Source organism: Sphingobacterium sp. UBA7631, from assembly GCF_002483935.1.
Taxonomy (GTDB): domain Bacteria; phylum Bacteroidota; class Bacteroidia; order Sphingobacteriales; family Sphingobacteriaceae; genus Sphingobacterium; species Sphingobacterium multivorum.
In genome coordinates, this window is sequence record NZ_DLIX01000011.1 from 77,475 (window position 1) to 102,594 (window position 25,120).

The window sequence follows — 25,120 nt, forward strand, 5'->3', positions numbered from 1 at the left end:
ACTATTTTCCCAGCGATGTCAGACCAAAATTACCCAATTGATATTCCAGGCGTCTCAAAAAGGTAAACGGAGGCAACATTCCTGTAAACTCTTCCACAACATATTTTTCAGCGTTCATCAGGCAAATTACGATTGGTTTACCGGCAGAACGTTGCAATAGATCTGCAAACATCAACTCATCTTCTGTTTTCCATACCGAGTCAGCCCTTAATACCAATAACGTAGCCATCCCGCGCTCTAAAAATAGAGAAGGAATAGGGCGTAATGCCATAGAGCCATGCTTGACTAATGAAATATCATAATTACCGAGTTTTTCAGCCCAGGCACCATCCACTAAATATTCCCTCGATTCTGCACTAAAATCAGTTCCTTCTTTATAGGCCAGTACATTAATACCCAATCCCTGCCAGTAGGCTGTTAAAATGTCTGTCAGTGAGCCCAAATCTAGTGTTGAAGAGAACTTGACGATATTGATAAAATTTATAGGATTTGAGTTGTTGTAAAAACCATATAATCTATTGGCCAAAACATGGATCGCTCTTTCTTCAATTTTAGTCTGTTTGACACCACTTTTCCCAAGCTTAGGTAGCGCTGCAATCACTTTTCCTTTTGTAATCCGTTCGGTTCGTGTTTTATCTCTTAACGTACGGTCAAAAAGTTCAATAATAAGTAATATTCCAAGTATAAATGCCACAGTCCCAAAAAAGACAGCAAATACAATCAATTTTCTGCTATGCGGAAGTGCATTTAACGGAAAGCTTGCCGGATTGATCACTTTTAGCGTAGCCGAATTCATTTCCAAACTCTTTAATCTCAACCGCGCGGCATTTAAACTGGATAAGATTGACAAATAAGACTGCTCGGTAAAGGATATACCACGTTCCTTACGTTTTAAGACAGAGCCAATAGGTGAATATTGGGTGTATTTATGATCCAGCTCCTGCTTAAAATCACGGGCGACATTAAGTTCCGCCTCCGAGCGTTTGAAACGTAGAAGTTCTTCTACCCATTGCTTTACATAATTTGCATTTGGATAGCCGTTTTTAGTATATTTTTCCGCTGTATATTGATCCATAAACGAACGGAAGCCCTTCTCCTTTTGATCCAGTTCATGCGACAGTACATCTAGATCAGCTCCGCCCTGTTTTTGCTTAAGAGAATCTACACTCAACGTCCGTATCTTTGAAATATTATAGTTGATGTCTGCAATCTGATTCATGCGTGCCAAAAACTCCGTATTATTTTTGATCGCACGCATATTGGCATCCATTCCCGACTCCAATTGTTTTATAGCTGCTTGTGCACTGTTATAAACAAATAAGACATCCTGATGTCGTAGTTCATACTCTTTATCCAATAAAGCAATTGCTTCCGTCTGTTTATCGTAATTGATCACCCGGTTTTCAACGTTATACATTGTCAAAGAATCTTCCTGTCCGCGAAGTTCCCGGCCTATACGTTCAAGCTCAGCCTCGAAATACCGGATGACATTGTTGGTACTGCCGAATTGCAAATTGGTATATTCGATCGCAAAAACTTTACTCAAAATATCCAATGTCTGAAAAGCAACCCCTGGATCGTTTGCCTGATAGTTGATCTGTAAAATATCGCTATTGTCTACCCTGTTGATCTTAATATTTTCGCGGAGAGCATTATAGCTGAAATAAGGATGGTTCCAGTTGAAAAGACCGTAGACAAAATTATTACGGTCTGCTTTCTCATATTTTTCCAGATTCTTTACCGTATTCTCTTCCGAGCTCTTATCAATCAACTTCTGTACGTCTTTGGGGGTAATTGCGACAAGCTCCTTGTAATGTTTTGCGGTAATATAGACATTATCTTTAGTAGGATCGCCGTGAATCATAAGCCGTGCATAAAGCTGCATGGAAAGCCTTTTGATCGTTTCCTTCGAATTAATGGTATTGATAATATTCTGGATCGAATTATTTAATACGTTCCAGTCTTGCGAAGCATTGGATTCTCCCGGATCACTTCCATAACTTGAAATAACACCTGTATAAATTGTAATATCAGTCTTATACTGCCGATCCATTTGACGAGTCAGGTAGATCGCCAGCAAGGCAAAACCTAGCGGCAAAATCAACAGCCACCACTTAATTCTGAAAATGGCCCGAAAGATATAATGGAAAATATTCATGATGCTATTGGCTTATAATTTTTGTCTTACTCAGGATTTCTAAGGTAAGGATTTCATTGGTAATAATAGATTCGTTGGTTTTCAGAATTTCATAAGCCTCTGTCTCCAACTTCTTTGCTGTATTAAGATCGCTTATATTTGCATTGCCTGACTTAAATTCATTCTCAGTCATTTTGTAATTCGCTAAGGCGATATTGTAATCTTCAATTTTTTTCTTTAGTGTAGAAAGAGCTGTTTTTACTTTCGTATAGGAGTTGACGATACGGATACGTTGCTCATCAAGCCATTTGTCCAATTCCAGCTGCGTAAATCGCTGTTCCATCTTCTGACGTTTGATTTTATTGCCTCGATCGAAGAGATCATCCAAAGGAATATTCACTCCGGCAGTTCCGTAATAGGAGCTTTGGGTTACGCCAGAAGACTGATAAAAAAGAGGAGTATATTCATTCGTAAACGCTGAATTAATCGCGATATTGCCATACTGCCAAGATCCACCAACCCTGAAATATTTTAACCAGCTTCTCTTTTCGGTTATCAGCTGATTAGCCTGAGCCTCCATTTTTGCCTCATACATTTCCACGCCGGGACTTTGTTTGGCATTTTGATAGAGGGTCTCCAAGGGCGGCAATTTCAGCTTTGTAAAATCAACCATATCCGTAGGATCCATTACAGATTGTGCTTTTAGCAATAGGCCGAATGCTACTAAACACAACAGCAAAAAAGCTCTTTTAAGCAATAAGTTCATCGAAATAAATATTTATGTTATTAAACATCCGCCTTTTGGATGAATGCGGAAAACGTCTTATATAATATTTTTAAATCCATCCAGACCGAATAATGCTGTGCATAATCAATATCCAGTTTTATTCGTTCCTGATCAGACATACTTCCATTATCACCACGTTTTTCTACCTGCCACAGACCGGTTATACCTGCCGGAGCCATAAATCGCTCGACACTATCGTCTGTCGTCAGCATCTCGGCTTCATAGAGCGGCAAGGGTCTATTTCCCACAATAGACATATCGCCTTTAAGTACATTAAACAACTGGGGCAGTTCATCAATGCTATATTTACGGAGAATGCGACCTACCTTGGTTACACGCGGATCTTTCTCAAGTTTAAAAAAAGCCGCCTTTTTTTGTCTTCCAGCACTATCAGAACTTTTTACAACCGTATCATCATCAATAAGTACGTCACGTAGCTCATCCGTCGTAAAAAGATGCGCATCACCATCGCTTATCATAGTGGTCACAGTGCTACGATTAACACTTAGCGATGCATCTGCATATTGATTAAGTGCCATATACTCTTTTAAACGCTTGTCAGCGTCGGGATACATGGATCTGAATTTATAAAAATCAAACATATAATAGCCGGATCCTATCCGTTTCGACTTATAAACTGCCGAACCTTTACTTTCCAATTTGATGGCAATATAAGCGATTGCCAGTATCGGGGAAAGCAAGAGGATCAAAATCGAAGAAACTGCAATATCAAACAATCTTTTTCCTAAAGGGATGCCTATTTGAGGAAAAGACGTGTTAGTGGTATTAAATTTCTCAGTTTGTGCTGTCGCTTCAAAATATAGCTTAATATATTTTCTAACCGTTTCAAAAACATCTGCATGCGCCCGTGGACTAATGGTATTTGTAATACCAGCCTCAAAATAAGATTGTTTCTCAAAACGCGAAAGATCATTTCCTATCAAGATCAGCAATGTATCTTTTCCATGTTGGACAAGCTTTTTCAAACGTGATAAATCTTTACTTAGGCTTTTGCTTTTCTCGTAGAATACCACAGAAAAAAACTGCCCTTCTTGCTCTTGAAAATACATATCCATGGCTTCGAAAGAATCAAAAAACTTCAAGTCAACACCCAAGATATCTTGGACTTGTTGATGAAAATAATCAAAAGTTTCGAGATTATCACCAAAGTATATATAATCGCTATATTGAGGCATTATTTTAATGCTTTTTTAATCCGTAGTTTTAATTCAAGGGGATTGAACGGTTTTAATATAAAATCATCAGCGCCGGCTTCGAGTAAGCTTATTCGCGTATTGGAACTATCCTCACCAGACAAAAAGATAACTGGAATACCCTTCAGAAATTCATTCTGCTTAATCATAAGCAACAAATCATATCCGTTCATCTCCGGCATGGTATAATCCGATAAAATTAAATCCACGACATTTCCTTCCTTAAGCCAATTATAGGCGTCCATCGCATTGCTAAAGAAACGAAAGTCATAATCTGCACTTAAATAAAGTGTAATCAACTGACCAATTGCTGGTTTGTCATCAATTATTAGAATCTTTTTTTTCATCAGTCTTTAGAATATAATGGTTTAGGCGTATGGATTGCGTTATTTAAGCGATCTCCATATACCAAAGTACTCCTTTCTAGTAGACTACTTTGGTACATGAAGATGTTGCAAATTTTATTATTTCCTATGTAGATACCAATCTGTATTTTGGCTACCTCCGCTCGTCGCCCAAGATTCAAAAAGCGGATACGCAGTGGTAATCGCCTGTCCTTCGGACGGATATACAAAAGATACCGGAACTAACAAACCAAATGGTTCATTCGCTTTTGTCTTAAATGGATCGGTAGCCGACAACAGGTTGCCTGTTTCCTTCAATACCAAACTTTTATTGATTTTATCGGTCGCTTTATAACCAACGAGGTGTACCTCATTTCGGCCAGCAAGGTTTTGGTTGAAGTTTACAATAAAGGCATTTAATGTACCATACGTAAAGTTGTCTATTGGTGTATTGAATTCCACTGTCACAATCACTTCCACTGGTGCATATTGACCAGTTTGAGTCGATATAAAACGCGTATCAGAAACACCGAAAGCCTTGTGTGCATCATCCCATAGCGGAAGAACAGCATACGTCTGTCCAGTCTCTGTCCCATTTGCACCGAGAGGGAGAGCAGAACCTACTAAATCCTTGCGTGAATACGTCACATTTTTGACATTTCCCGTTGCGATACCATCAAGCTGCACAGCGGTCGAAAAACGGATCGAAGCACCAATTGATCTTAATTTTGCTTTCAAGGCCACTTTAGTCACTTTATTCGCTGTATTTTGAAATTTAGTGATGTTCATATCCAACACACAGTCATTCATGTCGTAGTCACCTTTAGCGGGCCACTTATCTTCGAAGATGTAAGAATATGTACCCAAATTAACTTCAGTCACCGTTTGATCTGTTGGATTGCCACCAGAGGCATTATTACCGCCAGCATTACAGGAAGTCCCTGCAATCACCACGGTCGATTTATCGTAAGGAACCAATTTTGCTGGACTATTGATCACATAATAGGTGCTCCATTGTGCATTCGCTGTATGATCTGAGCAAGCTACCTCTAGGTTACCACCATAGGTAATAGCCATCCACTGGTTACTTACATCAACCTTTTTGAGACGAGCCAATGCCTGACCTGAACTTGGTCCAGTCATGGTGCTCGACTGGCTGTTAAATTTGGCTAGGGTTTTCACTTCCAAAATAGATGCTGTTGCCAAATTAATTTTTGTGCCACCCGCATCTAATTTATCCAAACTCAATAAAGCTCCTTGAGAAACCGAAATAGTTGCTCCATTGGTTGTTAATGAATTGATCACCGTATGACAAACAGCTTCCAAAGTCGCATTGGTCAAAGTCGCATTTTGCACAGTAAGAGTCCCCTCATTGCGCACGACTGTACCGTTTGTTGTACTGCTCAGATTTTGGATTGTCGCCACCCCATAGTTGGTAAAGTTACCATTGGTGATATCCGCTTTATCAGCTGTAAGTGTACCATAGTTTACATACAAGGTATTGTTTTTTGTTTCCATTTTGGAAAGCGAAGCCGAGCCATAATTGACAAAGCCACCCACTGTATTCTGCGTTACATTCACTAGGTCAATCGAACCCGCCTGTGTGATGTATAGTCCATTATTGCTTCCAAGGTTTAGTTCAAAGCTTGTATTTTTCCAAGATCCCTGTACGTAAATCTTCACATTACTCGTCCCGTTGTTAGCATCGATCTTACCTGTAAAAGTAACACCAGCTTTGACGACATAAGATTTATTGGACTCGACCGAAATTGTCGAGTTGCCCGATAGCGCGATCGCGTCCGAAGGGACCACTACTGATGTAGCTTCAACCGCTGCCGCCTTTAAGCTACTACTAGCCAACGCACTCGTCGTGGTCGCAGCACGCAAAACACTCGCTTTGCTGCTTGATCCGGCTTTTACACCGTCGACAGTGATTGTATTTTGTTGTCCAACTTCAATCATGCTGATAGCAGCAATACCCAGAGGACTAGTTTCTCTCAAATAGACATATTTCGCAATTGTCGGAATCATCAGCTTGCCAACAAAGTCCTGACCTGATTTAGCCTGACCGGCAGCCAGCAAATTTGCTCCGCTAGACAAAGTCGGATCATTATCAAAAATCTCAACCCGATAAAAATATTTACCGCTAAATTGATCGTCTACAGCAACGCGCACATCTACAGAGCGTGTTGAATTCCACATAAAATCGGCTGAAATATTGCCGCCCCCAGGTAAAAGAGTGGATGAATCAGATCCTTTTTCGGTTTCGTTGTACAAATCTTTTACTTTTGAACAACTTGCCCCGAAGAGCACAATCCCTGCAAGACCCACCAAGAAGAGATTTAAGCTTTTTCTGTTATACATAATTAAATAATAATAGATCAATACCAAACAGCCCCATCATAAATGTCACAAGACTTTAATACTTGGCTTTGCGAATAATATTAAGGTCGAACTGTTTAAAGCAAAGATATAACTAATTCAGCTGAGAATAAGGCAAAATACACAACTACAGTATAAATCACAAATCTTGTAGCGCTTCAACTACAACAGCGCAACGTAAACTACAAAAAGAGTTTATAACTAACAAAAAGATATTTAACTATAAGGGTTATTTCTGCCACCTTTTTCGGTATTCAGTGGGCGTCAAGGTGGTTTCTTTCAAGAAAAAAGTACTGAAGTTATTCACATCAGCATAACCAAGCTCCCAAGCGATCTGTTTGATGCTCATCGACGATTCAACGATAAGCTTTTTACTAACACGTAGCAATTCTTTGACAATAAGTTCTTTTGGAGTTGCTCCCAAAATTTCTTTAGTTAAGTTGGTTAATTTTTTATTTCCGACCTTGAGTTGTTCGGCATAGAAGGCGACCTGTTTTTCCTGTTTTACATGTTTTTTGACCAGTTCCTGGAAAAGTGTTATCAGCTTTGTATCAGCACCTTGGTCCACTAATCCATTTGACGGCCTATCCTCTGCAGAAATTGCCGCAAGGAGCACAATCTGTTTAACGATATTATGCGCTAAATCGCGATAAATTGCCAGATTATAATTCTGCTTAGAAAGCTTAAGCTGCATGCTTACAAATTCGTAATAACTCGCGTATTCCGCAGGAACACGCAGTACACGGTAAGTATATTCGTTTTTATTGAATGATTTAAAGTTATGCAGAAAAGCGGTATCTATCTCCGTACGTGCAAAAAAACTTTCCGAAAAATAAATAATAAGAAACGACCGCTGTTCATCTGGGTTAGCTTCAATTTTTATACCTCTTGGAATTAACACCAAACAAAATTCTTCAATTTCTGTAATCTGATTATTGACCTCCACGCTACAGCCACCCTTTGACACAAAAAGAACAACATAATTTTCTTTTGCTGTTGCATCCTTAATTTCAGAAGGCTCCTGCGCTACACCAATGACCCGATGAACTCCAAATTCCATATTTTTATCTAATGCATATAAAGCCCGACAACCAATTCATATTACTGAAATAGGGGCAATTTAGGAAATAAAAGCCAAACACAAAAAATTCATTTCCTAAAGAAACCATGGGTTTGCAATATGTTTTTTAGAGCGCATCAGAAAAACTCAAATGTTCGTTATAGAGGTCGCTCTCCAACTAAAATCTACCAACCATTCTATAAGAGACACTAACATGAAATAGCATACAATTAGGTTGGCGAAACAAATATTAGATAATTATCCCCACACAGCCCTCAAAAAATCTTTTATTTTACAACAAAAAAATCATTTAGTTAAACCAACAGGCATTTCCATAAATCTTCACTTTAAGATTAATAAGCCTGTTTTTTAACACTTCTTAACACAACAACTTAAGGCGATAACAGTTTAGTTGCAACTGCAATTTTCCTAAGATGAAACAAAAGAAACAAATAAAATGAATTTAAAATTTAAAACACAAACAACATCGTGTATCATTAAAATATAACACGACTATAAAAATATTGAATTTCGACAAATTAAACATCTACAAAGAAGAATATAAAGATATTTAATTACTAAAAAGAAATAAAAATAAAATACCACACATATCACAACAGGAAATATATTTCCAATTAAAGCCCGTAATATTGAATAATCGGCTTGTAAAAACAAACTGTTTAAACATATTAATTATAAAACAATAATTAGACAAAAAAAATATTTTATAAAAAATGTTAAACAAAATAAACGATGACTTGTTAATGAAAAAGATGGCAGGAAGAGGGCCAGCTTTTATCGCGCTTAAATTCAGATTTGAAAGCGATAAAAGAGAATAACCGAAACATTTTATAGAATAATAACAATGAAGAAAGTTGTTTTATTACAAAATCAATAATAGTTGAAAAAAAAGTTTACAATTTTTTTTTGCACAAGTTGATATTAAGTCGTAATATTACAATTCAATTCGGGAAAAGTATTACTAGCCGATAGCGAAAAAAGTATTAACAATTAAATTAGGAATCAACAAACAGACAAAAAATTTAGGAGCACCTAAGTGATAACAGCAATATATTGCCTATACGCAAAGGCAAGCCGTTATATGCTTAAGTATTTCTACCAAATAAACGAGGGTTAAATTGTCCATTAAATTTAAACCCCATGTTGGTAACAGCATGGATTATCCAAATAATATTATCATGAATAAGAACGCAAAAAAAATGTACGTAGCTCCGTCCATCAAGGAGCACGTTGTAGAACTTGAGCAAGGTATTGCTGCAGGTTCTCAGGCACAACCCGGTGTAACACCACAAACCGACGGTTGGGGAGCAGGTCCAGACGGTACCACTACCGGAGAAGGCGCTTAACGCATTATCATCAAAATTTCTAACAACACGAAAAAGCACTAAAATGAGATTTAATCTGACTAAAAGAGCGAACTGGGTTGTTGCGATGGCAATGCTAGCAATCCCCGGGACATTAATCACAAGTTGTTCCAAGGACAACAAGACTGAAAATGTCGAAAACAAAAGCAATGTACTTACTTTCGCCGTAGGCGGAATTAAGACAAACGGTACTGGTGACGCAGTGAAGGTCGGCTCGACAAAATCGAACGCCACGACCAGCAAAGTACATTCATTTTCGGACGTCGACATGGTTGTTTCTACGGACAACAATTTACCAACCATAACTAGCGATGCGATCGGCGTAAAACGCTCCGGCGGTCCAGCGGCTGATGTTGCCCCCGGTGTCACAGAAGATATGGTATCCGGCACAAAGTATGTTGTTTATATCTATTCTGGAACAACGTTAGTTACATCAAAGGAATTTACGGCAGGAACAGCAGGTACTATTGAAGGGCTTAATCCCGCGACTACGTATACATGGGTCGCGTTATCTTACAATACATCGGATGCTAATCAACCTGCACTTACACCAACAAATGGATCAATTGCTCTTGCGCAAAATAAAGATGTCCTTTATGCTAGTGGAACTGTCAACCTTGCAACCAATTCAAACATCAGTATCCAATTCAGTCATAAGTTTTCACGCATAGGAATTGAATTGAATACCAAAGGCGTTTTTGGTAATATCACAGGCAATCCTACAGTGAACGTAACGGGTTTAAATTTAGCAACAGGTAGTATCGCATTGCTGGGTGGAACTGTTACTGCAGGAGCAAGTTTTACCCCAACTTTAACATATGCCAACTTTACAAATATTGACCCTGCCTTCAATGATGCAAAAATTGCCTATGTTTATACCGCATCTACAGCAGCACAAAGTGCAGTTAATGTTCAAGTCCAAAACCTAAACATTAGCCACGTCGACGGCAGTTTAGCACGCACCTATTTTTCGACAGCGTCCAACTTCGGATTTTCTGTTACACCACAATTGGGCAATAGCCATCGCTTGTTGTTAAACGTGGTGGAATCTCCATTAGTGACAAGTTATGCTGGCCGTACGGTGAGATGGGCACGCTCCAACTTGTTCTATAGAGGAAATAATGGAAACGGCCGCAATTATGCATTCTACGCGAATAATCAGCTGACCGCTAGAGCAAATGGCTATTTTGCTTTCGGAAGTATTGTTCCTGGACAATTTGCGACCACAACGACAAATAATGGAGATCCTTGTGCTTTGGTTTATCCAGCGGGACTTTGGAAACAACCAGCAAAGGCAGATTTTGCCAATATGGTTCGTGGGGACATCGAGTTGAATTCTCTTACAGGAGCGCTGGGAGGTTTGGGTCAAGTTGTTGATGCCACAGGGTTAACCGGTGTTTTAAACATCATTACCAATCTTTTAGGAAACACTGTATCTGTACTAGTCAATACGGCGGCTCCTAATTCATCACTGGCACCATCAAGTCCATATAATTATGGTCAATACACACTTGCGTCCGGAGCTAATGGGGCTCCCACCTCAGGCTCCAATGCTTTTGGCGATATCAATAGCGCATCCAACAGACTACGCTTCTATTACAATGGGCAAATTTCAAATATAAACATATTGCCTCTCCTTGGAAATGGTGGTTTAGCCAATGTTGGCTTGAATGATCTTAGCGTTGATATTTCAAACTTCCAGGTTGTAAGCTTGGGTCTTCCTCTTCTTGACAGCTACGGTAGAGCAACTACATTGTGGACAAATGAACAAGGCGCAAATATTGTTGGCTTAGTCGGCGCAGGTACATGGGGTTATTATGGTAATGCTGGCCGAGGAATCGCTCTACTACCTGTTCCATCGTTAGGGACAAGATTCCATATGGCAAACAATACAGGAGAACTTTTAAATGGTGTAAGCGCATTAGGTGCAAATGTACTAAGTACATCATTCAAAAACGTTCGCTGCGTACGTGCAAACTAAAAATAGTAATAATTAAAGCTTCGGCAACCAAACGAAGACGGCTAGAAATTCTAGCCGTCTTTTTTTTATGAATGATGTAGCCCTTCAACTACCCCGTAGATTTTTACACGATAATGGTAAATTTTTACTAGAGAATTTCAATAATATTTTTTTACATTTGGGCCATCAAGTCATTTTTTTTGCGTTCGACTTGATAATATTAATGGATATAATGGGGCGAAGGCGTTCGCCCCATTTATTTTTACACCCTTACAAACTTCGTTAAAACACCTATTTCCGGGTTTGATTTGAACTCAAACTCCAAGCTTAATTCATTATATACTAAGATGATTACTGACTCGATTCAGCTAATCTGCTTAATCAGCATGATGTATACGATAACTTGCACCAAAAAACAAAACAACCAAATGGTAAGAAACAGCAAATAACCAGATCGGGCTCTTCTGCGGCTCGAACAGCATTCAGACCAGGATTCTATACATCTAAAAAGGATGACAAAAGTCGTTATCACGAGCGTGGGAATTCCTACAATAATACAAGCATAAAATAATTTCTGCGGCCACAACACGATCAATTCATTATCTGAGATACTCAAAGCAGCTATTAACATAGCCGAAAACGTGAGCGCAAGTAAACAAAAAAATGCTATCCGCTCCCAAATTAGTCCTGCGCTATTAACGACAGTAGCCTTTCGATAGCCCCAGCAAATCAAATTATAGCTAAAAAAAGCCCCAAGCATAGCACAGGGTAAATACAGCAAAAAAGACAAAAAACCATTTCCTAATGACATAATGATTTTCTTAGGTCAGATAATCGGTTCAATAAATTTAGGAAAAATTCCCTTTAAGATTACCCAAATATTTCTAAATCCTCCGTCTCTATTTTCTCACGTGAATTTCATCTATAGCAAAAAGCGGGTTACGATGCTTCGACCCTTCAAACCAATGCGGAAATTCCTGCGAAAAAGAAATTTTCACTTTTAAAAAACGTGCTTTTTGTTGTTTTAGGCCAAATGAAACTGGAAAACATATCGGGCCTTCAGGAATAAGACCAATATCGATCTTATACGTCCCGATGTTCATGTACGAAATATTATCTTCTGAGGATTCTACCGCTATTCCATCCGGAAGAAATAGATAATGCGCCGGATCCAATAGAAAATTAAGCTGAATTTGCGAAGCCATTGTTTCATTCGGAAAAGGAAAAGTAATCTCGACATCCTTACTATCAAATAATAGCCAATTGTAACTGTAATCTGTCGTTCCCGATAAGCCATCATTCAGTGTTGTTTTTCCATTGGCGGGAAAATCTTCCAAGAAAGAAGGTTTAAACTGAGGATTTATTCCTTGGAGCAATGAAGGTAAATAGGGTTTATTTAATAGTGTTATCCATTGCTGCCGGTATTGCTCAAGACTACCACCAGTTTCAGCCAATTCGATAGCTCCGCCTCGAAGTGCATGGTCCAAAAACTCATCAATGCGCTTCATCCAATTAGAATTGACCACCCACTGACCATCAGCTTTCCTGTTTAAAAAGCCGAATGGATGATCACCATAAGCCTTTGACTGCTCCAAAGCTGCATACTCCAGACCTAAAGCAATCAATTTCACGCGACTTATAAATTTCGAATCCCCAGCTACAGCTTTTTGCGCGTTATTCACAAGTTCCTTAAAAAGTCTCATCTTTTCTAAACTTAGATATCCATGTCGCGAAAGGATGGGATTACCATATATATCAAGCGTCGAGCGGCTTGTTTTGCGAGCATCAATAAGTTGTTTTAGATACTTTTTAATATCCTTTGATGCGGCACCATAATAACCGTCCAAAAAATTCTCTTCCACCTCAGCTTGATCTAGCTCAGGATTCCATAGGATTTTGGCCTGCAAATAACTGGCATAGGCGGACATATCAGCCAGCGTATGGCCAGGTCCATGTTCAAAGATACCTTTTACACCATTTTGATACATATAGGCGATATTGCTCTGGTAATGATCATACATCGGAAAAGGATTTATATAAGCTGTAAATTGCGTGGTATAATCCCACACGAAAATATGCGATGAGATCTTCGACCAGTCATTGAGCTGGCGTCGAAAAGTAGCAGCTGTTGGATTAACCGCCAGGCCCTGCTCCCGCGTTGCATCTATCGTACTTAGCAACACATATACATTGTCCAATGGCCGAGTTATTTTGGGAGCTTCTGCGGTGTAACCATAGGCTAAGGTCGTAAAATTCTGTTCTGGAAATTGAGCCGCAATACGATTCACAAATCGGATTAGCGTACCCTGAGGCCCTCCCTCCTCCTGATCAACCTTTGTACAGCGATCACAGGTACAGTAACCTTTTCCATCCATTGGCGCTATAGACCAATAGACCGCATCAGGATTATCGGCAATGGCCCGTCGAAAATAATTGATTGCAATTTTCTGGACGTCAGGATTTGTCAGACAGAGTTGTGTTGCACTGCGCTTTCCGTTTGTTAAAGCGAAATATTCAGGATGCTGCTGAAAATAGTCTTCCGGTGGTATAATTTTAAAAAATGAATGCCCCCATAAGCCCCACAGGTCCTCAAATCGATGCAAATGATGCCAATCCAGGTATTCAGCATCTGCAGAAGCGGGGTAGTAAGACTCCCGATAACGTAAAGGGGGCTCAAAACGCAAATTGAAATCCTGAGGAAGCGTCAGACTCGAACGCCTGGGAACCCATGCAGGCCCTTGATCATATTTCCGAGCGCCAAATTGCTTCTCGATAAGTTCATATACTCCATACAGTAGTCCTTTTCCTGAACCTCCAGTTAGATATACTTGCCCGTCCCGAACACTAATTTCAAAACCTTCGTTTCCAAGCCCAACCTTCTTTCCAATCCGCTGTTGATAAAAATTATTCCCGATATATACTACGTGTCTTTTCGTCCCAGAAGGGCTCGACAATATCGCTAATGGTACACCAGTAATACGTTTAATATACTCCTGTAATACCAGAGCCGCCTTTCGTTCCAAATTTGATGGACGCGAGGAAATAACGATTTCAGTTTCGGCTTTCTTATCGCGAACGATGTCCACTTGCTGTGCCATACAGCTGCTAATGAACAGTAATCCAACAAGAACGAACAGGTTCAGTTTATAATTTGCATTCGTCATCATCCCGCATTAAACTATACCGTCAACTCCACTTCTTGCTTATCAATGATGGCACAATCCACAAAAGAAGCTATCGTATCAAGTACCATGCGCAAGCGGCCCATATTTTCATAATAAGGTATACCAAAACGCAGTACATGTCCAACCTTCGCTTCTACTCTACAGTGCTTAATGCATTTAATATGGATTTCTTTCTTTCTCAAAAACTCGTACAGCGGATAAGGATCATAATCTGACACCAGTAGACTTACGACCGGAGATACATCATCTCCCATAAAACAGTGGGTAATGCCCGCATGGCCCAAGATCCCATTAAGCTCTCTTTTCAAATAAGCTGCCAGATAGGTACTGCGCTCCAGGATCGCTTTCGGCCCAATTTCTCGATAGCGCTTTAAGCTTTGCCTCAACCTTTCATACAATAAGAAATCCTGCCCTCCTGGAATGCTGAACCCATGGGTTTGCGGATCTTCAAAAAGATGCTGCTTATTCCAATATAAGGCCCCGATCCAACTTGCAAAATCTTCTTTGAACCAAGCTAAACCACCACCCAACGGTCCATGCAACCATTTATGCGTACTCCCGATCAATACATCGGCATCCCCAAAAGGAAGTTGCTGAATCCCTAATGACTGGGCTACGTCAAGAATCAGAATTGCATTCGGAACAGCCTTTTTTATATTGCTCAGGCGCCACTTGTCTTGCATCAGTTTTCCTGTGGGATAATAGACATGGGATAAGAAGACGATGTCTGGTTGCATTTCGCGCAAGCATCTGTTAAATTCCTCCGCGTCATTGAGGACAACATCAGGGAGATAAGTGAGCTTATATTCTGGCAAATGTTCAAAGGGGCCAATACCGCCCGGATGTTCATGCTCACTTGTCAGGACCTGAAAACACCTCTTCCCATCCTCCTCCAACCTACGTAAAAGCGCCAATGCCAATAAATTCATGGCTTGAGATGTGCTGGTAGTCACATTACAGCGATAACCGATAGCCGGCCACAATTTAGCACATTCCTCTTGTATGGCATTGAAAGCTTCCCTCCCTAAAGCATATAAAGAAAGTGGATTGCCGTTTACCTGATTTTTGATGGTTTCGAGCCGATCCTGTGGCAACGTAGCCAGGCAGCCCGGATTCAGATTTACCCGGGTCGAAGGAAATGTATTGATCCTGATCTGATCCCAATACGCTTCATTTTCTATTTTTCGGACGGCATCTACTCTTTTAGGATCAAGATTTATCCCATCAGAACATTCGTTCCAGGCGCTATGGGGTGAAAAATGATGCGATAGAAGTCTACTATATTGTTTCTGTAAAAGACTAATGGATTCTCTTATCACGGTATGGAAATCGGTATGATACAAATGACTTCCCTGCAAACTTGTCTCAATGCTGTATATAGGTTTCTTGGCAGCACTTTCCCCTCTAAGATCGGAGGTAAAAGAAATCTTGGGATCCAATCCAACACCCCTGGCGATGTCAGCAATATCCGCCGCTAATTCATTGATGGAATAGTGTGTTTCTGTCACATGGTTCACCACACGATGTTCACCCATCGGTGGTATATCTACAGCAAATCGGGCCAGCGAATTGACCGCATCGTTCAACGCCATGAGTCCAGTACGCTGATTTCCGCTACCATATACTGTCATCGGAGAACCAGAAACTACCTGCGCTATAAAACGGTTGGCTACCGTTCCAAATATCGGATCGTAATCAAAACGGGTAAAAAGATCAGGCGAGGCATCCATTTCGGATGTTAGCAGACCAAAGACCGTTGCTTGCATCACTTCCGTAATGCGAAGCCCCCAGGTACGCGCCGCCATCGCTACGTAATTCGAGTCATTTATTTTGGAAACATGATAAATATCGTTTGCCGCCCTAGGGTAAGGTAAAGGCGTCGACGCCAACTGTCCTTGATAACCAGGCTTAAAATAGCCTTCTGCGATCGGCAATCCGCCCTTGGCATATTCACCAAAAGATCCAAGCTTAATAATATGGGCTTGCGGAACATACTCGCGTACTGCCCAGAGCAGACGCATATTTCCTTCTTCATTGTTACGGATCGTGTAAAGAGCCTGTTGTAATCCCAACATCGAATAACTCGCCGAACACTGCTGTGCGAGATGATAAATCGTATGCGGCCGTTCCCGGCGAATCAGTTCTGCCAATTCGTCCGAACAAACCTCAGCGTGCACAGCGCACATATTAGCTAAACCATATTTTTGGCAAAATACTTCGATACGACTTGAGAGATGCGGGATCTGTAACCAAGGGCCAAATCCGAGATTGGCAACCGTGCTTTTGCGCCAGCCATTATCCAGCAATATAATTTTTTGGTCTGGATGGTGCAGCGCTAACTTCATGGCTAGCGGCCAGCCCAAATACCCTTCGGCGCCTAAAATTAAAATTGTACCATTCATTGTTCAGTTATTGGCTAGAGTTAAAATTTCACCTGTAAAGCAAGCAGTAGATCGTATTGATTACGAAATGTTGCCATACCAATTTTTTGACTCGTGTACGTACCATTTATACCTATCGATGTACGATAATTTATTGTACGTCTGTATCCCGCGCCCACACTTCGACTCATAACACCACCCAATTCAGGCAATAGAATAAGCCTGCTTCTGTCGTCTGGTGAAGTTCCAAGTCCAAAATTTGCCTGCAATAAATCGGCTTCAGTAAGCTCATATTTTGCGCCTGCCTGAAAAGCAAAGTAGAAATCCTTTTCCTCCTTGATGGCAAAGATTCGTGCATTCAGCAGAAAAGGGTCAAAACTTTTGCTCGCACCAGCAACCACTGATACCGCTTTGATCGCGACAACTTCCAGAAAACGCGCCCCAATCTCCCCTTCGAAACCTTTTCCGAGCTGTCGATAAAGCGAATAGGCCAATCTATATTTGGGGAGCAGCACATTATTGGATATACCTATCGAAGCATTCCAGTAAAGCAATTTATTCGCCGTATACGTCAGGTCGCCTTCTCCCATAATGCCCGTACCAGATTGCCTTCCTGTGAATAACAGCTGTGCACCATAGCTTATTTTTGGCGACAATCGACGGGTGTAATATAGTGTCGCAATACGGTATGCAGGTGGCGCTGGATTATCATCAACACCTGAAAAGGAGCTATTCAGCAAAGAAATTCCAAAAGCGTTCTGCATGGTTTTACTTCGCAAAAGAGCTGCATATTCCCTGTGCTTCCGTAGATCGAAGCGCTTGGAGAGTGTATCGGCATAATGTGCCGCTTCAACAAACCGCCCCAAACTGTCAAGTACGATTACTTTCTTTAGGAGAAAAGGTTCTGCATACTCAAAATGCTGCAATGCCGTATCCACACTCTGCAAGGCATATACAAAGTCTCCTTTTGCCATCAGAAGGTTTATTTTATTACTATAGGCTAGCGAATCTGTTCGATTGTCCTTGAGCACGCGATCAAAACAAAAGATTGCGCTATCGGCTAATCCTTTTTTTTGAAAAGCCAATCCCGCCGACATCCATGCATCCTGTACCATTGTACGGTACTTTTGATTGTACGGATATTCTGTCCGCAGCATAGTGGCGACCTGAGCAGCTGCCATATACTGCGTACTATTATGAAGGATTGAAGCTTTCTTCTGAAGAAATTCGCGGTCACCCGGATAACTTTGCAGGGCCTGCTGAACAACGAGCAAAGCTTCCGGATAGCGTCTTCTGAGGTCAAGAATATTAGAAAGGTAGTGTAGGGCTTCTTTATTATCGTTGTCTTCAATGAGTAATTGACGAAAATGCGTTTCCGCTTCTCCGTACTCTTCCACCAGTATGCAGGCATTGGCTGCGGCCAGCTTTTGCTCCAAATAAAGCGATTTAATTTTCGGATTTCCCGGATAATTGGCGTAAAGTTTTTCGCTTAAGGCTACAGCCTGCTGTATTTTGCCCGATTGTGCCAGGAAACCCGCCTTTTTTAACTGTAAATCGACATCATTTGGATAATAACTGATCGCCTGCTCCAGCTCCCGAAGGGCCGAGGAGAAATTGTTTTGCAGGATAAGAGCGGAAATACGCCCTTGCAGAGCTGGCATATTGCTCGGATCTAAGTGAAGCGTACGATCGTAGTAAACGATGGCGCTGTCGACTTGTTGCTGTTGCAAATAATAACTCCCACAGGCATTGATCATTTGCAATGCTTCTGATCGGAAAGCTTTATCACCGTTGCTCCCATAGAGCTTAACAGCAATATCTGCCGCTGTCTGATAGCGATGCAGCTGATATTCAAAATCCATTTTTCTGCGCAGTAGTACACGATCGGCTGCATTTCGCTGTAAGGCACGGTCTACCCAATACAGTGCCTGTGTCGTCTCCCCCCGAGAAGCGGCGATGCCCACCACCTTTTCCAAGGCTTCCCGGTCGCCTGGATTCTGATCCAAAATCGACTGATAAAGAGCATAAGTATCTGTGTTCTGATAATATCCGGCGGCTTCTTTCCGTAAACTATTGTTTAGGTCAAGGGCTTTTTTATCTTTCGGATAATAGCGTAAGATCAGGCGTAACACTTCTAGTGCCTCTGCATAACGATGTGATTCCTGTAGCAGACTGAGCTTTTGGAATAACGCTTTGTAAGATTTACTATCGCTGTTCAATATCGCATTTGCCTTGGCAATTCGGGCATCATAATCACCGCCTTGGGACACAATATTGTTCATTTTTTCGATGAGATCTGTATTTTTCGGCGCGAGTTCGAGCGCCTTTTCATAATATGAATTGGCGAGATTATCCATTTTATTTCCTTTATACCAATCCGCTTTTGCCTCATAATGACCGGCCATAGCAAGTCTTACGCTCCCATCGGTCGGAAAACGCCGTATAAGAACCTGCGCCCAGGAATCTCCATCCTGATAGCGTTTGAGCATATCCAATATATTAAGCTTTTTGATCCCGAAATCTTTATTGGTAGCAAAACGCGCCAATCCCATTTCGACGTACCGCAAAGCTTCAGCAGGTCGATTTTTTGATAAATAAGAACCTATAATATAATAATAAACATCTTCATATTGGGGCGAAGCACGCAGTACCAGTTGTGCAGTACGGATCGACTGATCATATTGTTTCTGCGCCATATAGATTCGGGCAAGTTGCACCTGCGCATCGATATGGGCTGGATTCAGCTTTATGGTCTCCTCCAATAACTTTAAAGCTTTCTGCTGTTGAGCAGATTTAATGTCTACCAAAGCCTGCTGGTACAATTTTTCGGCACGCACGGAATTCCAGGTCTGCGCTTGCAGGACAGGTGTAGACAACAGGAAGAGAATAAAAATAGTATAACGGAAATTCATAATAGCTTAAGCTTGATTTTTGTCGGAAGATTTTTGGCTTGCAAAACCTTTACGCTGCATATTTCCCCACACCAGCTTTTGCCTGAACATGGACTGTATGTAGCCTTTAATACTAAAAAAAACAATGAGCGGATGATAAATAAACGGCTCAGCAAAGGCCGTCAGGCAAAGGCCTATCACCTCACTCGTTTTGCGGTAATGCCTTTCAATCAATTGATCCCACAGTACGGCAATGGAGCTTACCAAGACGGAAAACATATAAAGAAAAGCGAGTAATGTAAATGTATTTTCCCAATTGATGGCGCCTATTACAATAAGATAGATGTAAAACAACAGCCCCAATACCTCGAAAATAGGCGCCAAAAACTCAAATAGAAAGTTATAAGGAAAGACTATCAGCCCGAGCCTTTTAAACTTAACATTAAATAAAACATGACGGTGCAGCAGCATGATCTGGATCAACCCCCTAGCCCAGCGTACACGTTGTCTACTGAATACCGGCAAGGTTTGTGGTCCTTCCGTCCAGCACAATGAAACAGGAATATACCGAATCGCATATTTGTGATTATTCTGGATCATGTAAACACTCATGCGTGTCACCATATCAATATCTTCGGCAAATGAGCGTGGATCATAGCCCCCAACCTTAACGGCAATATGCTTGTCAAAAAGACCAAGTCCTCCAGACACATTTGGAACACAATTAATTGAGCTCCACGCCATTTTTGAAAGCAGGTATGCACGAATATACTCCAGTTCCTGAAAACGTGGGAGTACTTTATGTGGCGGTTTAAAGCGTGTTATTACTCCATTATCCACTTCAGACGAATTGATCATCCGCAGGGGCGCCCCCACCGCTATGACCCGTCGTTGATTGTTCTCCACGTGGATGTATCCGGTATCGGGTATCACCTGGATGTCTTTTAGGCGGCTCCGGCTCTTTTCGTCTAAAATGGGACGCATTAGTCTGGAAAGTGTGTCTTCATGCAGGATGCAATCTACATCTGTACAGAGAAAATAATCAAATTTTGAGGCATTGATGCCGGCATTCGAAGCGTCTGCTTTACCTTTTCCGTTCTCTTTATCAATGACTAGCAACTTTTCGTAGGCACGATTAGTAGATCGAAAAAAGCGCTTCACAGTCTTCGTTTTGATCTTTTCATTGTAAGGGAGATCTACTTCCTTAAGTTCGAAATGCTGCACCAATTTTTCCAATGTATCATCCGTACTACCGTCATTGACAATAATAACTTCATACAATGGATAATTCAGATGCATTAATGCATATACATTATCAATGATTGTCAGGCCCTCGTTGTAAGCCGGGGCAATGACCGAGATGCCCGGTGAAAGTGGGCTCGAAATTACATTTTGGGTATAGTGCTCTCTATTTTTCCGTCTATATAACATAATTCCCTTATACGATAGCACCGCCATGATGACATAGATCACCATGGTCAGGCTACTGTAGGAAAATATAAAAAGTTGGAAAACGTCAATTATATCTTGGATCATATTGTGTGCGTTATTGTTCGTGCAGATAATAGTTTAGAATGCGCTCTTTTCGTGAAGGCAGATGTAAAGGATTCCAGGCCAATTGTTTGTTGCGTACTAAACGGGCGAGTATCGCGGCAACATGATTTTCAATTTCAAAATCAAAGGCCGATTGAAATTGTTCCGTCAGAAATTCCATGGCTCTCGGCGTTCGAAACATGCCGAGCGAAAACAGGATTTCGCACTGGCAGTCTACCGGCTGGTTCGGATACATTTTAATCAGCGTTTCCTGTGTATGTACAGCCCTCAAATGCCCCAGCGCATTGATGGCATGCGAACGCAGGCTATGGTCGTTCACATTGAGCAATCCTTCAATACTGTCGATAGCCTCCAGGCTCTGCTCGTGCGCAGCAAGCTTCATGCAGCAAATAACAACTGTTTTGTTGCGCGAATAACGGATCCAGTTGGCAAAATTGGATTTTACGGTATCGCGGGATTGTTCGAGAATCCGAAAAAAACCGATCAATTCCCAAATACTCAAGGGATCGCGCACTTCATCAAAAAAGCGGAAAGGCTCATTCTTGCTGAAACGCATGAAAGCGCTTCGCGCGGCAGAGCGCAGTTCAGATTCTTCACTGAGATTGAATCGGAGAATATCAATATCGGAGATCGCGTAGTCCATTAGCGTCAGCTCGTGCAATCCCTGAACATTGCGATACCATTTGCGCGATTTCATCTTTTGCAATGAATCCAGATTTAGCCCAAGAAGCACATAGATACGATGAAGAATCAGCGCATTTGTTCCGGCCACATGCCATCGGAGACGGATCAAAGTATCAATTAGAGTCTGGCGGTTTCTTTTGTCCATCAGCGCCAACTCATCCAGCACCGCCTGATCAATGGATACATGCGCGCTTTCATTACCCATTTCCTGAATAAACTGCGGCAGTATACGATCTTCTATCAGTTGGTCAAGCTTATTTTGCCGACGCTGTGCTTTTGCCGTTCGGAAACGGAGTACCATGATCACAGCATAAGCGACAAAAGTTCCAATAAAGGATGTTGCCACAATCCCTTGAATCACCGCAATAAAAGTTTGATCTACCGTCATACCTTAATTTTCAGCAAGGGCAACACGCGTTTGTATATTCCCAATATCGATCCCGACCGGCAATTTGGACTGATCCTGAATGTAACGCATGGAATTGAGTAAATACCCTTTTACAGCGAGGGATTCAGGCTGGTCGACAATTTTAACACCGGCAATATCCCCAAACTCTTCGAGAATACAGTCGATGAGATCGCCATAATGCGCACCACCACCACATAGAAAGATTCGATTTGATTTAGCTAGATTTCTATCATTGACCACATCACCCAAAGCTGGTGACACAATTTCGGCATAATAGGTCTGTATCGCCTTTTTGCGCAGTCCCTGAAGGTCAATTTTTTTACGGTTAATATAGAGGTAGCCGTTTCGAAAAGCCTCATCGAGCTGCTGAATGCTCTGAAAAGAGAGGTCATACGTCTGCTGCAGCTGTTCGCGGAGGATATTGACAGCATAATGCATACCCGGAGCACTCCCCATCGCATTTTCTACTACGCCTTCATCGGTACTTAGCCCAGTTTCCAATGTACCAAACCCAAAACTAAAAACGAAGAAAGCCCCCCTTTCACAACTTTCTCCTCTGCGCAACGCCACCATACAACTCACCACCTCCGGCAAAACGTCAATATGCGCGACCTCAATTGGTAATATACCGGATCCGTCCTCACCATAAACAGCGGGATCCGACTGGATAATATGTTTACCACGAAGCGTTTGTTCGGCTGTTTCTCGATACAAGCGATAGGTGCTATTGGGCAAGCCGATGGTTACCATAAGCGGAGTGTCGGCGTTGACACCACTGCTTAAAATTGCTGCCTTAAACAACAGTTGGCATTCCAATGATTCCGGAGATGCATTCAGCGGTCTTCTAGGGCTATTCCCTTCATTTAGTGCCAATTTACCACAGATATACCACTGCTGCCCCATTTGTATTTTCAAGCCGGTCAATAGTGAATTGGCGGTGTTTACCAAGGGGGAATTTGTCGCCTGCATTAGGCTTGAGAATGACTGTATTGTATACATAAAATTTTTCGTGTGTACTAATTATTTACCACCATCGTTTACCTGACATGACTGGCAACTTCTGTGTAGCCGCTAGTAAAACAGGTTGTTCAGGTACGATATCTATTGCCAAGATTTCTTCCCTTGCCACATATTCAGCGACAAAAAGCTCATTCATCGCATCTTCTTGCGCACGTACCACCGCCTGCATATCTATCTGTTCCTGTACCTCTTCTATCTCATGCACATCTACCAGCTCCTCCACAGCTATTAGATCCTGTACAGCAACTATTCCCTGCGGTTGTTCGGAATGAGCTATTTTAGCATTTTGCAGGAAAGAATCTAACTGCATTTGATGCGGCTCGGCTTCGTTGTTCTGGCTCTCGGAGATATTTACGACCTTCGACCCAACTTCTGGATGTAATTGTCCTGCAACGTCCGTATCACCTTCCATGATTAGCTTCACTCTTTCCAATAGTTTTCCCACGACCAGCGGTTTTTTAAAACAATCTTCACGCACAATTTCCAGTCCCTCACGGATATGGAGATAACTCATGTTGGATGTGATAAGCGTCCTGGTGCGCGGCGATTCCTTCATCACCTTATTGATAATTTCATATCCATTTGCATATTGCATATGCATTTCGGTAATGACGATATCATACTGATAGTCCTTCGCTTCCAGAAGGGCAAAGGCTTCTTTTCCATTGGCCGCGGAATCCAGCTGAAATGCTTCATTGGAGAAAACATTTGAAATTATTTTTCGCATGAGCAGATCGCTGTCTGCATGCAATACCGAAAACACCCTACATTGCTTAGGTGGGAGATCATAACTTTGCATACTTTTAATTAAATAGATTAAGTTGCTTTAAAATGGCATCACAAATTTAAAAATACAAGCAAAGTGATTACCTACCCATAAGGGTGGTTTTCACAAAAAAATTTAACTTAAAATAGGTATTTATCGGTAAGATAGAATTTTCTTAAGATGCTCTTAAGAAGATCTCAAAAACAGATAGTGTACACACCGCATAGTTAATCCATCGATTGAAACGAGCAGCATATTTTCTTTAGGTATTGTTTTTCACGAAAAGAAGTTCTGTCAAATCGGTTTATTATATTTCAGCATAAGCTCCGAACGGCTGTTAACCTGTAATTTTCCATAGATATTCCTAATATGGAATTTCACGGTATCTACACTAATAAATGCAGTTTCAGCAACTTTTTTATAGGTATACCCCTGTTGCAAAAGGGAAACAATTTCGATCTCGCGAGGGGTAAGCTGTTCGCGATGCCGGTAATCGACTTTATGCTCGAGTGCTGGGTTAAAGTGAGATATGACCATACGAGCCACCTGCGGACTCATCACCGAACCTCCCTTCATGACTTCCACGAGCAACTGCTCCATCTCCGGTAACGGCGTACTTTTAAGCAGGTAGCCGGCGGCACCCGCACAAAGTGCCTGAAATATATGTTCTTTATCATCAAAAACCGTAAACATAACGACCTGTATATGCGGAAATTTGCGCTTTATATACCAAGTTATTTCAATGCCATTTTTATTCGGTAGTCCAATATCGCAGAGCAGCAAATCTAAACATTCAGGACTCCAGTTCGCTTCCAGCAGCTCATCAAGTTCACGTGCAGCAACCACTAGATCAAACTGAGTGTTATCCTCGAAGTAAGATTTTAATGATTCGAGAACAGGCATACGGTCTTCTATGATTGCAAGTCTAAATTTTGTGTTTGGCATAAAAAATAAAGATAAG

16 protein-coding genes are annotated in these 25,120 nt (G+C 41.3%); 2 read left to right on the forward strand and 14 right to left on the reverse strand.

Annotated elements, in window-relative coordinates; all coding sequences use genetic code 11:
- Window position 1: 1 nt before the first annotated feature.
- The 6 genes from B3P16_RS22710 to B3P16_RS22735 all read right to left on the reverse strand — a co-directional run bounded on the left by B3P16_RS22710 (window position 2) and on the right by B3P16_RS22735 (window position 7,924).
- The gene (locus B3P16_RS22710) at window positions 2-2,158 is read right to left on the reverse strand and encodes a hypothetical protein (RefSeq protein WP_286844505.1); all 2,157 of its coding nucleotides are present in this window, start codon (window positions 2,156-2,158) and stop codon (window positions 2-4) included.
- Window positions 2,159-2,162: 4 nt separating this feature from the next.
- Window positions 2,163-2,903 carry a TolC family protein gene (locus B3P16_RS22715; RefSeq protein WP_286844507.1) on the reverse strand — a complete coding sequence of 247 codons (741 nt, stop codon included), beginning with the start codon at window positions 2,901-2,903 and terminating at the stop codon, window positions 2,163-2,165.
- Between the two features lie 20 nt (window positions 2,904-2,923).
- A complete protein-coding gene (locus B3P16_RS22720) occupies window positions 2,924-4,120 on the reverse strand; it encodes a sugar transferase (RefSeq protein WP_286844509.1) in 1,197 nt (398 codons plus the stop codon).
- Window positions 4,120-4,485: a response regulator gene (locus tag B3P16_RS22725; protein ID WP_286844511.1), complete on the reverse strand. Its 366-nt coding sequence runs from the start codon at window positions 4,483-4,485 to the stop codon at window positions 4,120-4,122. Before B3P16_RS22725 ends, B3P16_RS22720 begins: the two co-directional genes overlap by 1 nt.
- 117 nt (window positions 4,486-4,602) lie before the next feature.
- A complete protein-coding gene (locus B3P16_RS22730; protein ID WP_286844513.1) occupies window positions 4,603-6,846 on the reverse strand; it encodes an LruC domain-containing protein in 2,244 nt (747 codons plus the stop codon).
- 247 nt (window positions 6,847-7,093) lie between these two features.
- A complete protein-coding gene (locus tag B3P16_RS22735; RefSeq protein ID WP_286844515.1) occupies window positions 7,094-7,924 on the reverse strand; it encodes a helix-turn-helix domain-containing protein in 831 nt (276 codons plus the stop codon).
- Between the two features lie 1,199 nt (window positions 7,925-9,123).
- Here B3P16_RS22735 and B3P16_RS22740 point away from each other — a divergent pair.
- Both B3P16_RS22740 and B3P16_RS22745 read left to right on the forward strand, forming a co-directional pair.
- Window positions 9,124-9,291: a hypothetical protein gene (locus B3P16_RS22740; protein ID WP_153848297.1), complete on the forward strand. Its 168-nt coding sequence runs from the start codon at window positions 9,124-9,126 to the stop codon at window positions 9,289-9,291.
- A 43-nt stretch (window positions 9,292-9,334) separates the two neighbouring features.
- Window positions 9,335-11,290 (forward strand): fimbrillin family protein, encoded by a 1,956-nt coding sequence (locus tag B3P16_RS22745; protein ID WP_286770374.1) that lies wholly within the window; start codon window positions 9,335-9,337, stop codon window positions 11,288-11,290.
- 878 nt (window positions 11,291-12,168) lie between these two features.
- Here B3P16_RS22745 and B3P16_RS22750 read toward each other — a convergent pair.
- From B3P16_RS22750 to B3P16_RS22785, 8 genes are all read right to left on the reverse strand, one after another.
- A complete protein-coding gene (locus tag B3P16_RS22750; RefSeq protein WP_286844517.1) occupies window positions 12,169-14,436 on the reverse strand; it encodes a DUF4838 domain-containing protein in 2,268 nt (755 codons plus the stop codon).
- An 11-nt stretch (window positions 14,437-14,447) separates the two neighbouring features.
- Window positions 14,448-16,856 carry an aminotransferase class V-fold PLP-dependent enzyme gene (locus B3P16_RS22755; RefSeq protein ID WP_286844519.1) on the reverse strand — a complete coding sequence of 803 codons (2,409 nt, stop codon included), beginning with the start codon at window positions 16,854-16,856 and terminating at the stop codon, window positions 14,448-14,450.
- A gap of 20 nt (window positions 16,857-16,876) precedes the next feature.
- Window positions 16,877-19,747 (reverse strand): tetratricopeptide repeat protein, encoded by a 2,871-nt coding sequence (locus B3P16_RS22760; RefSeq protein WP_286844520.1) that lies wholly within the window; start codon window positions 19,745-19,747, stop codon window positions 16,877-16,879.
- A 6-nt stretch (window positions 19,748-19,753) separates the two neighbouring features.
- A complete protein-coding gene (locus B3P16_RS22765) occupies window positions 19,754-21,262 on the reverse strand; it encodes a glycosyltransferase family 2 protein (protein WP_286844523.1) in 1,509 nt (502 codons plus the stop codon).
- Between the two features lie 10 nt (window positions 21,263-21,272).
- Complete coding sequence (locus B3P16_RS22770; RefSeq protein WP_248932889.1) at window positions 21,273-22,352, reverse strand: HEAT repeat domain-containing protein; 1,080 nt, start codon at window positions 22,350-22,352, stop codon at window positions 21,273-21,275.
- Window positions 22,353-22,355: 3 nt separating this feature from the next.
- Window positions 22,356-23,372: a ParM/StbA family protein gene (locus B3P16_RS22775; RefSeq protein WP_286844525.1), complete on the reverse strand. Its 1,017-nt coding sequence runs from the start codon at window positions 23,370-23,372 to the stop codon at window positions 22,356-22,358.
- Between the two features lie 25 nt (window positions 23,373-23,397).
- Window positions 23,398-24,192 (reverse strand): response regulator, encoded by a 795-nt coding sequence (locus B3P16_RS22780; protein ID WP_286844526.1) that lies wholly within the window; start codon window positions 24,190-24,192, stop codon window positions 23,398-23,400.
- A gap of 261 nt (window positions 24,193-24,453) precedes the next feature.
- Complete coding sequence (locus B3P16_RS22785; protein WP_286844527.1) at window positions 24,454-25,104, reverse strand: response regulator transcription factor; 651 nt, start codon at window positions 25,102-25,104, stop codon at window positions 24,454-24,456.
- Between the last annotated feature and the right edge of the window lie 16 nt (window positions 25,105-25,120).

What these genes read in the sequence shown, in the direction of transcription:
- B3P16_RS22735 (WP_286844515.1), bottom strand. Translation starts at nt 7,924, where the DNA reads ATGGAATTTGGAGTTCATCGGGTCATTGGTGTAGCGCAGGAGCCTTCT.
- B3P16_RS22750 (WP_286844517.1), bottom strand. Translation starts at nt 14,436, where the DNA reads ATGATGACGAATGCAAATTATAAACTGAACCTGTTCGTTCTTGTTGGA.
- B3P16_RS22760 (WP_286844520.1), bottom strand. Translation starts at nt 19,747, where the DNA reads ATGAATTTCCGTTATACTATTTTTATTCTCTTCCTGTTGTCTACACCT.
- B3P16_RS22740 (WP_153848297.1), top strand. Translation starts at nt 9,124, where the DNA reads ATGAATAAGAACGCAAAAAAAATGTACGTAGCTCCGTCCATCAAGGAG.
- B3P16_RS22710 (WP_286844505.1), bottom strand. Translation starts at nt 2,158, where the DNA reads ATGAATATTTTCCATTATATCTTTCGGGCCATTTTCAGAATTAAGTGG.
- B3P16_RS22775 (WP_286844525.1), bottom strand. Translation starts at nt 23,372, where the DNA reads ATGTATACAATACAGTCATTCTCAAGCCTAATGCAGGCGACAAATTCC.
- B3P16_RS22730 (WP_286844513.1), bottom strand. Translation starts at nt 6,846, where the DNA reads ATGTATAACAGAAAAAGCTTAAATCTCTTCTTGGTGGGTCTTGCAGGG.
- B3P16_RS22785 (WP_286844527.1), bottom strand. Translation starts at nt 25,104, where the DNA reads ATGCCAAACACAAAATTTAGACTTGCAATCATAGAAGACCGTATGCCT.
- B3P16_RS22755 (WP_286844519.1), bottom strand. Translation starts at nt 16,856, where the DNA reads ATGAATGGTACAATTTTAATTTTAGGCGCCGAAGGGTATTTGGGCTGG.
- B3P16_RS22780 (WP_286844526.1), bottom strand. Translation starts at nt 24,192, where the DNA reads ATGCAAAGTTATGATCTCCCACCTAAGCAATGTAGGGTGTTTTCGGTA.
- B3P16_RS22770 (WP_248932889.1), bottom strand. Translation starts at nt 22,352, where the DNA reads ATGACGGTAGATCAAACTTTTATTGCGGTGATTCAAGGGATTGTGGCA.
- B3P16_RS22725 (WP_286844511.1), bottom strand. Translation starts at nt 4,485, where the DNA reads ATGAAAAAAAAGATTCTAATAATTGATGACAAACCAGCAATTGGTCAG.
- B3P16_RS22765 (WP_286844523.1), bottom strand. Translation starts at nt 21,262, where the DNA reads ATGATCCAAGATATAATTGACGTTTTCCAACTTTTTATATTTTCCTAC.
- B3P16_RS22745 (WP_286770374.1), top strand. Translation starts at nt 9,335, where the DNA reads ATGAGATTTAATCTGACTAAAAGAGCGAACTGGGTTGTTGCGATGGCA.
- B3P16_RS22720 (WP_286844509.1), bottom strand. Translation starts at nt 4,120, where the DNA reads ATGCCTCAATATAGCGATTATATATACTTTGGTGATAATCTCGAAACT.
- B3P16_RS22715 (WP_286844507.1), bottom strand. Translation starts at nt 2,903, where the DNA reads ATGAACTTATTGCTTAAAAGAGCTTTTTTGCTGTTGTGTTTAGTAGCA.